At 67.1% G+C, this 13,483-nt stretch carries 13 protein-coding genes, 1 tRNA gene and 1 pseudogene; 6 read left to right on the top strand and 9 right to left on the bottom strand.

What is annotated here, in order from left to right:
- Positions 1-61: 61 nt before the first annotated feature.
- The 3 genes from CWC60_RS15675 to CWC60_RS15685 are packed head-to-tail and all read right to left on the bottom strand — an operon-like array spanning position 62 to position 2,210.
- Positions 62-799, bottom strand: a complete 738-nt coding sequence (locus CWC60_RS15675; RefSeq protein WP_109794877.1) for an SDR family oxidoreductase — start codon at positions 797-799, stop codon at positions 62-64.
- An 11-nt stretch (positions 800-810) separates the two neighbouring features.
- Positions 811-1,806 (bottom strand): D-erythronate dehydrogenase, encoded by a 996-nt coding sequence (gene denD, locus CWC60_RS15680; RefSeq protein WP_109794878.1) that lies wholly within the window; start codon positions 1,804-1,806, stop codon positions 811-813.
- Positions 1,803-2,210 (bottom strand): RidA family protein, encoded by a 408-nt coding sequence (locus CWC60_RS15685; protein WP_109794879.1) that lies wholly within the window; start codon positions 2,208-2,210, stop codon positions 1,803-1,805. The genes denD and CWC60_RS15685 overlap by 4 nt, the downstream gene beginning before the upstream one ends.
- A 130-nt stretch (positions 2,211-2,340) precedes the next feature.
- Between CWC60_RS15685 and CWC60_RS15690 the strand changes: the two genes are divergently transcribed.
- The 5 genes from CWC60_RS15690 to CWC60_RS15710 all read left to right on the top strand — a co-directional run bounded on the left by CWC60_RS15690 (position 2,341) and on the right by CWC60_RS15710 (position 7,015).
- Positions 2,341-2,417: transfer RNA gene (locus tag CWC60_RS15690), tRNA-His, on the top strand.
- A gap of 249 nt (positions 2,418-2,666) precedes the next feature.
- Entirely contained in the window at positions 2,667-4,013 is a 1,347-nt protein-coding gene (locus tag CWC60_RS15695) for an aminotransferase class I/II-fold pyridoxal phosphate-dependent enzyme (protein ID WP_109794880.1), read from the top strand.
- A gap of 91 nt (positions 4,014-4,104) precedes the next feature.
- The gene (locus CWC60_RS15700; RefSeq protein WP_109794881.1) at positions 4,105-4,527 is read left to right on the top strand and encodes a response regulator; all 423 of its coding nucleotides are present in this window, start codon (positions 4,105-4,107) and stop codon (positions 4,525-4,527) included.
- Positions 4,528-4,643: 116 nt separating this feature from the next.
- A complete protein-coding gene (locus CWC60_RS15705; protein ID WP_109794882.1) occupies positions 4,644-6,344 on the top strand; it encodes an acyl-CoA dehydrogenase family protein in 1,701 nt (566 codons plus the stop codon).
- Between the two features lie 176 nt (positions 6,345-6,520).
- Positions 6,521-7,015: a nuclear transport factor 2 family protein gene (locus CWC60_RS15710; RefSeq protein ID WP_164516579.1), complete on the top strand. Its 495-nt coding sequence runs from the start codon at positions 6,521-6,523 to the stop codon at positions 7,013-7,015.
- A 37-nt stretch (positions 7,016-7,052) separates the two neighbouring features.
- Here CWC60_RS15710 and CWC60_RS15715 read toward each other — a convergent pair whose 3' ends face one another.
- From CWC60_RS15715 to CWC60_RS15725, 3 genes are read right to left on the bottom strand one after another with little or no spacing between them, the layout of a single operon-like run.
- Positions 7,053-8,432, bottom strand: coding sequence for a CoA-binding protein (locus CWC60_RS15715; protein ID WP_164516580.1), 1,380 nt, complete (start codon positions 8,430-8,432; stop codon positions 7,053-7,055).
- Positions 8,429-9,235 (bottom strand): exodeoxyribonuclease III, encoded by an 807-nt coding sequence (gene xth, locus CWC60_RS15720; RefSeq protein WP_109794885.1) that lies wholly within the window; start codon positions 9,233-9,235, stop codon positions 8,429-8,431. Before xth ends, CWC60_RS15715 begins: the two co-directional genes overlap by 4 nt.
- A gap of 41 nt (positions 9,236-9,276) precedes the next feature.
- Positions 9,277-9,891 (bottom strand): hypothetical protein, encoded by a 615-nt coding sequence (locus CWC60_RS15725; protein ID WP_109794886.1) that lies wholly within the window; start codon positions 9,889-9,891, stop codon positions 9,277-9,279.
- Between the two features lie 235 nt (positions 9,892-10,126).
- Here CWC60_RS15725 and CWC60_RS15730 point away from each other — a divergent pair, with 235 nt between their 5' ends.
- Complete coding sequence (locus CWC60_RS15730; RefSeq protein ID WP_206419963.1) at positions 10,127-11,194, top strand: LLM class flavin-dependent oxidoreductase; 1,068 nt, start codon at positions 10,127-10,129, stop codon at positions 11,192-11,194.
- 46 nt (positions 11,195-11,240) lie between these two features.
- Here CWC60_RS15730 and CWC60_RS15735 read toward each other — a convergent pair whose 3' ends face one another.
- From CWC60_RS15735 to CWC60_RS15745, 3 genes and pseudogenes are all read right to left on the bottom strand, one after another.
- Positions 11,241-11,681, bottom strand: coding sequence for a peptidoglycan-binding domain-containing protein (locus CWC60_RS15735; RefSeq protein ID WP_109794887.1), 441 nt, complete (start codon positions 11,679-11,681; stop codon positions 11,241-11,243).
- Between the two features lie 297 nt (positions 11,682-11,978).
- Complete coding sequence (locus CWC60_RS15740) at positions 11,979-13,253, bottom strand: pentapeptide repeat-containing protein (RefSeq protein ID WP_109794888.1); 1,275 nt, start codon at positions 13,251-13,253, stop codon at positions 11,979-11,981.
- A 47-nt stretch (positions 13,254-13,300) separates the two neighbouring features.
- Positions 13,301-13,483 (bottom strand): annotated as a pseudogene (locus CWC60_RS15745) (IS630 family transposase); the annotation flags it as partial.

The following is a 13,483-nucleotide window of genomic DNA, read 5'->3' on the forward strand; positions in this document are numbered from 1 at the left end:
TGCGGCGCCGGGGGCGGCTCCCGCAGATAACCGGTCAGTCACGGCCGGGACGCGGTCCGGTCTACAGGTGCATGCCACCGTCGATGATCATGGGCTGGCCGGTTATGTAGCGGCTCTCGTCGGCGGCGAGATAGAGCGCCAGATCGGCGATCTCCTCGGCTGTCGCCAGCCGACCCATCTTCTGGCGTGCGATGAAGTCGCGCCGCGCCTGTTCCGGATCGTCGAACGCGTTGATGCGCTCGTCCAGCGAGGGCGTCTGCACCGTCGCCGGGCAGATTGCGTTGCAGCGGATGCCCTGACCGATGTAGTCGGCGGCCACCGACTTGGTGAACCCGATCACCGCGCCCTTTGTCGCGCCGTAGGCGCAGCGGTTGACCACGCCCATCTCCGAACTGACCACCGAGGCCATGTTGATGATGGAGCCGCCGCCATTGTCCAGCATCGCCGGCAGGAACGCCTTGGTGACGACGAACAGCGAGCGGCAGTTGAGCTCGAACGAGAAATCCCAGCTTTCCAGCGGCGTGTCGTGCAGCGCGCCGTGATGGACGTAGCCGGCGCAGTTGAACAGCACGTCCACGGCGCCGACCTCCGTCGCCATCGCCGCCACCGCGCCGGTGTCGAGGACGTCGAGGCCGCGGGTCTCGATCCGCGCGCCGGCGATCTCGGCGACCTTCGCCTCGTTGATGTCCGTGGCGACGACACGCGCGCCCTCCTCGGCGAAGCGCAGCGCCGTGGCGCGCCCGATGCCCTGCGCCGCCGCGGTAACGAAGCAGGTCTTGCCTTCCAGCCGTCCGGCCATGTCGGTCCCCCTCAGAAAATGCCCTGCATCTGGTTGTCCAGATCGTCCTCGATGAAGTGGCGCACGATCTCGTCGATCGAGCCGTCGGCGGCAATGCCGAGCGCCTCGGCGCGTTCGCCCCGCGTTCCCCGGGGCCAGCCGTCGACGATGCGCTGGATCGCCGGGTCCGGCGCGAAACGGATCTCGCCCACCTTGCGGTTGCCCCGGTTGCGTTCGACAGCCTCGGCGATCTCGCCGGCGGTCACGGTGATGCCGCTCAGGACCATCGACCGCCAGTCGCCGATACGCTCCGCCGGCGTCTCGTGGGCGGTGATGAAGGCGTCCACCACCCGCCGTGGGCTGAGCAGCGACATCGCCGAGTCCGCGGTCACCGGCACGGTCATGTCTTCGCCGCAGAGCGGTTCCCGGATCATCGAACTGACCCAGGTCGAAGCGGCCCGGTTCGGCCGGCCCGTGCGCACCGCGATGGTCGGCAGGCGGAGCGAGCGGCCGTCGACATAGCCCTTGCGCGACATGTCGGAGACAAGCTGCTCGCCGCAGGCCTTGGCCGCGCCATAGCTGGTCAGCGGCGTCACGGGCGTGGCGTCGGTCACGACCTCGGGCAGATCCGCGCCGCCATAGACCGCGACGGAGCTGGCGAAGACCAGCCGCGGCGTCTGCGGCAGGGCCCGCGCCGCCTCCAGTACGTTGCGCGTCCCGTCCAGGTTGATGCGCATGCCGAGGTCGTAGTCTTCCTCCGCCTGGGCGCTGACGATCGCGGCCAGGTGGAAGATGCTGGCGGTGTCGTCGCCGATCAGCCGATCCACCGTCGCCCGGTCGGCGACGTCGCCCGACACCGTCTCGACGCGGTGGTCGTCAAAGCCCCCGGCCTCGGCCATGTCGAACAGCACCAGACGGGTGACCGCGGCGGGCTTGCCGTCCGGTCCGGCGAGCGAGCCCTTCTCGAGTATGCGCCGCGCGAGGCGCCGGCCGATGAAGCCCGCCCCGCCGGTGATGACGACCTTCACGCGGCCCGGCCCGGCGAGGCCATCGCGGCGGCCACCGCCTCGATCTCCACCCTCATGCGCGGATCGACCAGGGCGCTGACCACCACCAGCGTCGAGGCGGTCAGCCGGCCCTCCATCCGTTCGTCGCGTATCCGGCGATAGGCGGCGACGTCGCCGGCGTCGGTCAGATAGATGTTCAGCCGCACGACGTCCGCCACGCCCATGTCCGCCTCGGCCAGGATGGCGAAGACGTTGTCGAAGGCGACATGGATCTGCCCGTCGATGTCATCGGGGATGTTGCCCTTGCGGTCGAGGCCGACCTGCCCGGAGATGAAGCACCAGCGGCAGTCGGGGGGAACCTCCATGCCCGGTGCGAAACGCGAGCCCGGATTGGCGTGTCCCTTCGGTTCCAGAACCCTGTTCATGGCTTTTCGACCTCCCTGTTGTCGCGGGGCGTCTCGCCGGCCCCTTCGGCGGGAATCGTAGCCGCGTTCGCCGGGCCTGTCAGTGCTTGACCGCCAGCACCGCCGCGTTTAAACAGCGGCCTCTCCGGTGGCGGGTGTAGCTCAGTCGGTTAGAGCGCCAGATTGTGGCTCTGGAGGTCGTCGGTTCAATTCCGATCACTCGCCCCAACTTCCTTCTTCGAGCGGTACCGAACGCCGCCTCGTGACATCCGGCGAAACCCGTGATGGAACGGTGCCGCGGATATTGCTCGAATGACGCGAATTCGTCCGAAATGCATGAAGAATTCGTCGGAACGGCCGTCAATCGACAGCCGTTAACCAGAACGGTTCACCGCTCGTTAAGCCCGTAGTTCCACTCTGCCGCGTACTAGGATACGCGGCCCAGAACCGGTCCGCCCGCTTCGGAGGAACCGAAACATGAACGACGACGCCAGCCTTCCTCCCGAAGCGCTCGTGGGCAGCCTCAGGGATTACCGCATCATCGAAGGCGCCGACCTCCTCGGTCGCACGGAAGCCTTCTTCGACTGGCAGAACCTGCGCCGCCGCCACGATCTCTGGCCCTATTCCCGCTCCACGGCCACCGCGCCGAAGTCCTCCTGCAGCGCCTTCGACGACACCGGCAAGGATGTGCAGGGCGTCAACTTCGCCTCTCAGGACTATCTCAGCCTGGCTTCGCATCCGGCCATCAAGGAGGCTGCGATCCGGGCGATCACCGATTTCGGCGCCCACAGCGCCGGTTCGGCGGCGTTGCTCGGCAATACCGGCCTGTCTCTGCGGCTGGAAGCCGAGATCTCCGGCTTTCTGGGCCGCGATCACACGGTGCTCTATCCCACGGGCTGGTCCGCCGGCTTCGGCGTCGTCCAGGGCCTGGTGCGGCCCGACGATCACGTGGTCATGGACGTGCTGGCCCATAGCTGCATGCAGCAGGGCGCGGCCGCCGCGACGAAGAACATCCACCTGCACGGCCACCTCAACCTGGATGGCGTGCGGCGCAAGCTGAAGCGGATCCGCGACAAGGATGCGAAGAACGGCATCCTCGTCGTCACCGAGAGCCTGTTCTCCATGGACTCCGACACGCCGAAGCTGCGCGAACTGCAGAATCTCTGCCACGAGTTCGGCGCCATCCTTCTGGTCGACGCCGCGCACGACCTGGGCTGCATGGGCGAGGATGGCCGTGGCCAGCTTGGCCTGCAGAACATGATCGACGACGTCGACATCATCGTCGGCAGCTTCTCCAAGACCTTCGCTTCCAATGGCGGCTTCGTGACCGCCGGGTCGCGGGCGGTGAAGGAGTACCTGAAGTACTACAGCGCGCCGCAGACCTTCTCCAACGCGCTCTCGCCCATGCAGGCGGCGGTCGTGCTGAAGGCCTTCGAGATCGTCCGCTCCGATGAGGGCCGTCAGCTGCGCCGCGATCTGATGAACAACACCCTCTATCTGCGCGAGCAGCTCAAGGAGGCGCGCTTCGACGTTTCCGGCGATCCTTCGGCGATCGTGCCGGTGCATATCGGCGCCGAGGGCCATGCCCGCATGGCGGCCCAGGAACTGGCCAAGCGCGGGGCCATCGCCAACCTGGTGGAGTATCCGGCCGTCGCCCGCGGCGGCGCGCGGTTCCGCCTGCAGGTCATGGCACGGCACCACAAGGCCGAGATCGACCATCTGGTCGGCCGTATGCGCGAAGCGGTGGACGAGGCGGAAATCCGCTTCCGCCCGCACCGCGGCGCTGCGCCGGCGAAGGCCGCCCGCGCGGCCCGCGCCGCCTGAACAAGCCGGCCGGCCGCCCCCTGCGGGCGGCCCGGCGGCAGCCCCCCGGTGAGGTATCAAGGGGTTGCGTCCCGAATGGAGAACGCGATCGATGACCTCGCCATCGGCCGTCCCGCGACTGCTGGCCATTGACGACGACGCCGATTCCGCTGAGCTGGTCGCCCGCGTCGCGGCCCGCGCCGGCTTCGAGGCGGACTGGATCGCCGATCCGCGTCTGGCCGCCGAGACGGTCTCGCGGGTCGGTCCCGACGTCGTCACCCTGGACCTCTGCATGCCGGACCTGGACGCGCTGGACGTGCTGGGCGAACTCCGCGAGGCCGGCTTCGACGGCGCCATCCTGATCGTTTCCGGTCAGCCCGACAGCATCCGCAACGCCGCGGCCCGTCTCGCCGAGGCGAACGGCCACGAGGTCGCGGGCAATTTCCGCAAGCCGGTGGATGTCGCGGCCATGCGCAGGCGGCTGTTCGACATCGCCGCGGCCCGCGCCGGAGGCGGCGCGCGAAGCGGCGGCTGACGCGCTCCGCCGGGCCGAATCCGGGCGCTGCCGCGACAAGTTCCCTGTGGCAATTGCCGGTCGGATCGGCCATAAACGCCGCCAATTTCCGACAACAGCCGCAGCAGAGTACCTCCATGCCCGACACCGCGCCCGCCTTCGACGCCCGCCAGGACGATCTGGTGCTTTCCGACCTGATGGACCTCACCGCCAAGGCCGTGGACTCGGCCGACCGCTACAAGCAGGTGGCCATCTCCACGGTGGCGAAGTTGGTCCGCGACGACGAGGGTCGCATCGACGCCGAGAAGATGGAGTTGAACCAGTTCGCCTGTCACGGTCTGGCCTGGGTCGCGACCTATGTCGAGGCGCTGCGCGAACTGCGCAACTGGGCCGGCCGTATCGACGAGGAGGGCAAGCTGGGCGAACTGGAGCGGCTGATCCTGCAGGCCGGCTTCGGTGAGTATCTGGCCCAGCTGGGCAACGGCATTCCGATGAATCAGGGCGAGGTCGTCCGCCCGCAGGACCTCGGTCTGCAGATGCGGTCCGTCGACAAGCTGGCCACCCAGGCGGTGCGCAAGCTGATCTTCCAGGGCAACACGCCGGCGGTGCGCAGCCGCATCGCGGCGCTGCTGGACGGCGCGCTGGAGACCGGCAATTTCGGCGAGCCGGGCCTGGACGAGACCTTCCAGATGATCCGCGACCAGTTCCGCCGCTTCAGCGACGACAAGGTCGCGCCTCATGCCCACAAGTGGCATCTGGACAACGAACTGATCCCGCTCGAGATCATCCGGGAGATGGGCGAGCTCGGCGTCTTCGGCCTGACGGTGCCGGAGAACTACGGCGGCCTGGGCCTGGGCAAGATGTCCATGTGCGTCGTCTCCGAGGAGCTTTCGCGCGGCTATATCGGCGTCGGCTCGCTCGGCACCCGTTCCGAGATCGCGGCCGAACTGCTGCTGACCGGCGGCACCGAGGAGCAGAAGCAGCGCTGGCTGCCCGGCATCTGCTCCGGCGAGATCCTGCCGACGGCGGTCTTCACCGAGCCCAACACCGGCTCCGACCTGGCCAGCCTGCGCACCCGCGCCGTGCGCGACGGCGACGTCTACCGGATCACCGGCAACAAGACCTGGATCACCCACGCCGCCCGCGCCGACGTCATGACCGTGCTGGCGCGCACCAACCCCGACGAGCCGGGCTACAAGGGCCTGTCGATGTTCTTCGCGCCCAAGCCGCGCGGCGAGGAGGGCAACCAGTTCCCCGCCGAAGGGATGTCCGGCGGCGAGATCGAGGTGCTGGGCTATCGCGGCATGCGCGAATACGAGCTGGGCTTCGACGGCTTCGAGGTTGCCGCCGAGAACCTGCTCGGCGGTGAGGAAGGCAACGGCTTCAAGCAGCTCATGGCGACCTTCGAGAGCGCCCGCATCCAGACGGCCGCCCGCGCCGTGGGCGTCGCCCAGAACGCCATGGAATGCGGCATGCGCTACGCCAGGGACCGGCTGCAGTTCGGCAAGCCGATCTACGCCTTCCCGCGGGTGCACGGCAAGGTCGCCTGGGCCGCGGTCGAGACCATGATCGCGCGCCAGCTCACCTATTATTCCGCGCGCGCCAAGGACGAGGGCCGGCGCTGCGACCTGGAGGCCGGGATGGCCAAGCTGCTGGCCGCCCGCGTCGCCTGGGCCAATGCCGACAACGCCGTGCAGAGCCATGGCGGCAACGGCTTCGCGCTGGAATACGAGGTCAGCCGCATCCTCTGCGACGCCCGCATCCTCAACATCTTCGAGGGCGCCGGCGAGATCCAGGCCCAGGTCATCACGCGGCGCCTGCTCGACGGCGCGAACTGATTCCGGTGGGCGCGCGGGGGTTGGCTGGGCCGGCCCGCGCGCCTTCTGAGCTGCGTCGGCGGGCCTTCCGAACCGTCCCGCGCGCCTTCTCTATCGGCCACCCCCGAGTGCGGGGATGACATCGGCCGCCCGTTCCGCGATCCTGCCCCATGCCAACGGCATTGGGGAGAAAGCACATGGCGCGCACGTCCGAATATCTGCAGCGGGCCGCCGACCGGGTGATGATCCAGGACCTGCTGGCCCGTTACGCCTGGGAGGTCGACCATGGCGACCCGAAAGACTGGGCCGCGCTGTTCACCGAGGACGGAGTCTTCGAGATCCCGGCGGTGAAGGTGAAGGCAGAGGGCCGCGCGGAACTCGCCGAGTTCGCCGCCGACCTGCAGCGCGCGATCCCGAACGTCCACCATGTCCAGACCAACTTCGTCATCGAGCTGGACGGCGATCGCGCATGGGGGCGCTGTGAACTGAACGAGTTCATGGCCCGGCCGGAGGCGGTCTATCCCAACCTGCAGGGCTGGTACGAGGACGACTACCTCTACCGGGGCGGACACTGGCGCATCGCGCACCGGCGGGTCTTCACCGCCGAACCGAAGAGCACGGTCACCGGCAAGGTCGGCGAGCACTTCCAGCCCTTCCACGAGATCTGCAAGACGAAGTGGCGGAAGGCCTGACCGCCGCCTGACAGACGGCCGCCGCGGGCCGCGGTCCCTACGATGTACCGTAGCGCGCCAGCAGGGCGGCGCATTCGGCCATCTGCTCGACGTCGTCGAAGGCCGGCACGCCCGCCGCCTCCAGCTTCGCGAACCAGTCCGCCCTGTGCGGCAGGGTGCCCATCATGGCGTGCATGAAGGGCACCGGGCATTCTCCGGCCAGTTCGGCCAGCGCCGCGACGACCGGGTCTGCGTCGACCATGAAGGGGACGACGTGGATGCCGAGCACGGCGTCATAGCCGTCGAGGCCATGATCCAGCAGCGCGCGGAAGGCCATGCGGAAGCGGTCCTCGCGGGCGTCGGCCAGCAGGTCGATCGGGTTGGCGACCGAGGCCTCGGCGGGCAGGTTCGCCGCCAGCGCCGCGCCCATGGCCTCGGGCAGGGGCGCGAGTTCCAGGCCCCCGGCCGCGGCCTCGTCGGCGCAGATCACGCCGGGTCCGCCCGAGTTGGACAGCACCAGCACGCGCCGGCCCGTGCCCGCGGGAAAGGCGCCGAAGCCCTTGGCCGCCAGCATGAGCCGCCGGAGCGAGCGGACGCGGATCGCGCCGGCCTCGGCCAGGAAGGTGTCGATCGCGGCGTCGTCGGTGGCCGCCGCCCCGGTATGGGCCCCTGCGGCGCGGCTGCCCGGCGCGGTACGCCCGCCCATCAGCGCGATCACCGGCTTCTTCGCCGCGACGGCCCGGCAGGCGGCCACGAAACCGGCAGGGTCGGCGACGCTCTCGATATAGAGCAGCACCGCCGAGACCCGGTCCTGCGCGCCCAGATAGGCGAGGTACTCGGTGACGCCCAGATGCATGGCGTTGCCCACGGAGACCACGGTGCCCAGCGGGATGTGGCGGGCGTTGGCGGCTGCGATCGCCTCCTCGGCGATGGCCCCGGACTGGCTGATCAGCGCCACCTCGCCCTTCGCGTTGGGCCCGGGCGGCATGTCGCGCAGGAAGGTCGCGGCGAAGCGCCGGTCCGGGGCCAGCGAGATCAGCCCGGCGCAGTTGGGACCGGCGACCGTGATGCCGTGGCGCGCGGCGATCCCGCGCGTCTCCCGGTCGCGCGCCGCGCCTTCCGCGCCGGCCTCGGCGAAGCCGCCGGGCAGGATCAGCACGTTCCGGTGGCCGCTGCGGCCGGCTTCGTCGAGCGCGCCCGGGATCAGGTCGGGGCGGATGACGATGACGCAGAGGTCCGCCGGTTCCCCGATATCGGAAATCGATGTTTTCGCCGCGTGGCCGAAGATCGTGCCCCCCTTCGGGTTCACCGGCACGACGCGGCCCGCGAAGCCCGCGATGGCCAGATTGCGCATCACCGCCCCGCCCGAGGATGTCGCCCGTTCTCCCGCGCCGACGACCGCGACCGAGCGCGGGCGGAAGAACGGGTCCAGGTTCACAGCGGCAGATCCATTTCGGCGATCACCGGCACGTGGTCGGAGGGCTTCAGCCAGCCGCGCGCGGGCTTGATCACCTCCAGCGCCCGCGGCGCGTCGGCCAGCGCCGGCGTCACCCAGACATGGTCCAGCCGCCGGCCGCGGTCCGCCGCTTCCCAGTCCTTCGCGCGGTAGCTCCACCAGGTGTAGAGCTTCTCCGTCTCCGGCACGAAGCGCCGCACCACGTCCTCGAAATCGTGGGCGGCGTACCAGCGCGCCATGCGCTCCACCTCGACGGGCGTGTGGCTGACCACCTTGAGCAGCTGCTTGTGGGACCAGACGTCGTTCTCGTGCGGCGCGATGTTGAGGTCGCCGACCACGACGAAGCGGTTGTCGGCGGCGCGGCGCCCGGCGAACCAGGCGGTGACCTCGTCCAGGAACTGCAGCTTGTGGGCGAACTTCTCGTTCTTCTCCGGGTCCGGCTCGTCGCCGCCGGCCGGGACGTAGAAATTGTGCAGCTCCGTGCCGTCGGCGAAGGTCGTCGCCAGGTGGCGGGTGTCGTCCTTGCCGCACCAGTTGCGGCGCTCGACGGCGGCGAAGGGATGCTTCGAGACCGTGGCGACGCCGTGATAGTTCTTCTGGCCGAAGAACTCGACATGCGGGAAGCCCATCTCGCGGAAGGCGTCGGCGGGGAACTTGCCGTCCTCCACCTTGGTTTCCTGAAAGCAGATGACGTCGGGGCGGTGCTCGGCGGCGAACTGCTCGACGATCGGCAGGCGCAGGCGGACGGAGTTGATGTTCCAGGTGGCGATGCGGACGGCTGTCATTCGGGCTCTTTCACGGCTCGGGGTGGTCTATCTGGTTTCCATCAGAACAGGCTGAAGGTGCCGCCGGTGATGCCGAGCGGCCAGCGGCCGGCCTGGAACAGGGCGAACTTGCGCGCGAAGGCGTGGTCCTCCTCCTCGGCCGCGGCGATCACCAGCGCGGCCTGGTAGGCGGCCTGGGCGGCGGCCCCGGCGGCGGCGCGGATCAGCCCCTCGTCGGCGACGCCGAAGCGGCTGGCGGCGACGGCGGCGGCGCCGTGGACGGCCTCGGAGGCCCTGGAGGTGACGTTGGTCAGCGCCACCAGCACCGTCTCCTCGTCGCCGGCCAGTTCCACGGCGCGGTCCGACAGCGCGGCGCGCAGCTGCTCCTCCGCCTCCCACCAGGCGGTGTTCCACTCGGGATTGCGCGCGGCCTCCTCGGCCTCCTCCCAGTCCATCACCTGGACCACGTCGCATTCGGGAAAGCCCAGCGCGGCGAGATAGTCCTCGGCGTCGCGGCGCTCTGGCTCCGAAATGCGCTCGCCCACGGCGGCGAACCAGGAGACATGGCCCAGCGTCGCCGCGAAGCGCGACAGCGCCGCCACCGTCGGCGGCAGATCGTCCAGCGGGACCGGCGGCTCGTCGTCGTCCCCGTCCCCGAAATCATCGAACATCGACATGGCCGCGAGCCTATAGCGCCGGCGCGGCAAAGGGAACGCCCTGCGGGGCGGCGGCGTCGCGGCCTGAAACACCGTGGCGCCCGGACCCATGCCCGAGCGGTTCGGAAGGCGCGCCGGCCGGCAAGACCGGGCCGATTTGCCTTTTCCGCCCCGCCGGGGCATGGTGGCTGACAGGACAGTAATCCTGCCATTCCGTCCTGCAAGTCATTGTCATGAATAGTTCGAAGGCAGACACATGAACGCCCCGCACCCGCGAATCCCGCATCCGGAACCCGCCGCCCGGCCCCGCCGCGGCATCGCGCTGACCCCGATGGAGACCCGCCGCAGCGTCATCGTCGACATGGCGGTGCTGGCCGACGAGCTGGGCTACGAGCTGTTTTCCGTGCCCGAGGGCTGGGGCTTCGATTCGACCCTGGTGCTGACCGAGATCGCGCTGAAGACGAAGCGCCTGCGGCCCATGTCGGGCATCCTCTCGGTCTGGAGCCGCACGCCCGGCGCCATCGCCATGAACGCGGCGACGCTCTACGACATATCCGGCGGCCGCTACGTGCTGGGCCTCGGCGCCAGCACCAAGGCCCTGGCCGAGGGCTTCCACGGCGTGCCCTTCACCCGCCCCCGGCGCAAGCTGACGGCGACGGTGGACGAGGTGCGCCGCCTGCTGGCGGGCGAGCGCGCCGACCTGCCCGAGGCGATCGAGACGCGGCCGCTCCGGCTGGGGCAGAAGCCCGCACCCGGCCTGCCGATCTTCATCGCCGCCATCGGCCCGAAGACGGTGCGCGACGCCGCCCGCCACGGCGACGGCTGGTTTCCCTATTATGTCACCCGCGACCGCTTCGCCGCCTGGGCGCCGGAGCTGCGCGAGGTGCGCCGCGCCGCCGGGCTGGACCCGGCAGCCTTCACCGTGCTGGGCGGCCCGACGGTCTCGGTGAAGGACGGCCCCGCCGCGGCCCGGCAGGCGGTGGCGGCCAACGTCGCCTGGTACATAACGGCGATGGGCGACGTCTACGCCAACTCGCTCCGCAAGCAGGGCCACGCCCGCGCGGTCGAGGAGGTCATCGCCGCCAATCCGAAGCCCAGCCCGTCGAAGGGCGTGGTGCCGGAGACGGCGGAAGTGCTGCTGGACCAGCTCACGGCGTATGGCGATCCGGACCGGGTCGCGGCGCAGCTCGCCAGGTGGGACGCCCGGGTCGACGTCAACATGATCGGCCTCGCCCCGGGCGCGCCCTGGGACGAGATCGAGGCGATACTCGAGGCGTCCGCGCCGGCCGCCGCGTCCTCCGGCGTCACCGGCGACGCGGCCTGAAACACGGCGGCGCCCCTGGCCCCGGGCCGGAAGCCGCCCCGGCGGCTCAGCCCAGCCGCTGCTCGATATGCTGCGCCAGCTCCAGCGACGCGCGGCCGTCGACCAGCAGGCCATGATCGCGCTGATAGTCGCGGATCGCCGCTTCGGTCTGCGCGCCCTTCTGCCCGTCGACCGGGCCGGGGTTGTAGCCAAGCTCGTGCAGGCCGGCCTGGACGCGCGCCACGGCCGAGCGGTTCGCCTCCCGGTCCTCCGAGGCCCAGATGGGCTCGCCCAGGTCGAGCATGTCCTTGTCGGTCAGCACGCCGGTCAGGCCGCCGGCCGCGGCGCCCAGCAGCGCGCCCTGCAGCAGCGACAGCCCCGTCACCGCGCCGACCGCGGTGCCCGCGGCCGCGCCGATCCCGGCGCCGCTCAGGCCCCGGTCCTGTTGCGAGGACCCGCAGGCCGCCAGAAAGGCCCCGAGGGCCACGACAGCAATGATGCGTTTCATGGGTGAGATCTCCCTGGTCCGGGCGTGACGGGACGGCGACGGCCGCCCTCCGGCCCGCTCAACCGTAGTATATAGGGACTCTTGCGCGAACCTGACTCGATGTGTGGGGTGGGGGCGGGGAGGAGCAGCGCATAGAGGATGCAGCCGTGCCGGCACAGGGCACATCGCCGGTCAGTTCGCAAAGTGGAGCAGGAAGGTCGCCACCGACATGATTATCCTCGTTGTCGGTGCCTTGGGCCGAGGCTCAGAAAAGTTCGCTGGCGGGATTCCAAATCATTCTGCTCAATATACCAAATGCTAATGTTTATCCATGAACTCCACGATCTGCTGATCTAATTCCAAACTATCTAAAAATCGCGAAACGACTTTTCTCCCGTCCGCGGTTAGGCCAACCATATCTTGACGACTACCAATCCAATCATTCTGGCTCATCATTTCCACAAAATCTCGCGCAAATGGGGGATCCAGCTGCGCTTCTCCGCGCTGCGTCAATCCTCGCAATTGACAATTTCTCTGTTCAGACAATTTCTGAAGAATTTTATCGATAATGGAGAATCGAGGGTGGTGCATCAATCGGAGGTAATCAGAAACACGGTTCGTTTTCGCTCCCTCAAAGGCAAAAAATCCTATAATTTCTTCTCCTTCAAGGTGTTTGGTAGTTTTTGCCCCGCGGTGAATTCTGATTGTAGATTGCAATTCAACATCGATACATTGAGCTCCAGCAAACTTACAATCAAAGAATTCACATTCAAAAAAGAAAGATGAGTTCAGATTGCAGTTTGAAAAATCTACCTGTCTGAAAATGACCGAATCAAACACACGTTCTGATATATTGCTTCCATCCAACACCAAGTTTTCAAAAACACATTCGGAAAATTCTGATCCCGCACCATTGACATTGAGTCTTCCACCAAAAATAGTCGCAGAAAAATCAATTGACTTAATAGTAACGCCATCAAGCAATAGATTACGAGCATGCTGCTCGTCTGACTCTGATTCGATACCCGCATTCAAGAACGCGTTCCTCGCTACAATCGCATCCCAACAGAGCGCCAAGTATGTGCCCGCGTTAGCAATGGAGCGCCTCTGTTGCCAAAGTGCCCCAAATTTTGTTATTGCCGCGTCGAACCTCTCGTCAGGCATTGATGCAACAAATGTCCGCATCACCGGGGATACCGGAACATCATCATTTAGTATCCGTTCATGAACTAAACTACTGATATAGGTCCTAGACACCATAAATTCACGCAACGAATTATGAGAAAAAATCCATCCATCCCCCCCTGTCGTCCTTGTCAGGGTCGAAGAACTGCGCATATCTTCAAATAATTCATCTATTCTCCGTCTCAAATCTTCACCGTATAAAATTCGTAAATCCGTTTTAAATACCTTTTGAATAAGGTCAACAAAAGTAGTCTCTCCCGCCACTCCTTCAGATCTCTTTGACTGCATGACAGCAAGTCGGCCTAGAAAATCATTGCGAGATGTAGGGTTAACAGATGGTGATCGCCTAAAGTCTCGCATCATAAGTTTATCCACGATGAGTGAAAACACATCCCACTCATTCATCATTTCAGGATTAAATGCACTACTGTCATCCTTGAAATCGTCGATTAACTCTAGTGGAGCGAATCTAACTCTTGGTGCCCGCGTTTGACGGCTTCGATGATCCTGTCGGGATCGGCGGTCCAGACGAACGGCCTGGGCTCCTGGTTGTGCTCGGCGACGAAGCGATTGATGGCGGCCTGCAGGTCGACCAGCGAATGGAACACGCCGCGCTTCAGGCGACGCTTGCTGAGCCG

The organism is Minwuia thermotolerans, assembly GCF_002924445.1.
In the GTDB taxonomy this organism is placed as follows: domain Bacteria; phylum Pseudomonadota; class Alphaproteobacteria; order Minwuiales; family Minwuiaceae; genus Minwuia; species Minwuia thermotolerans.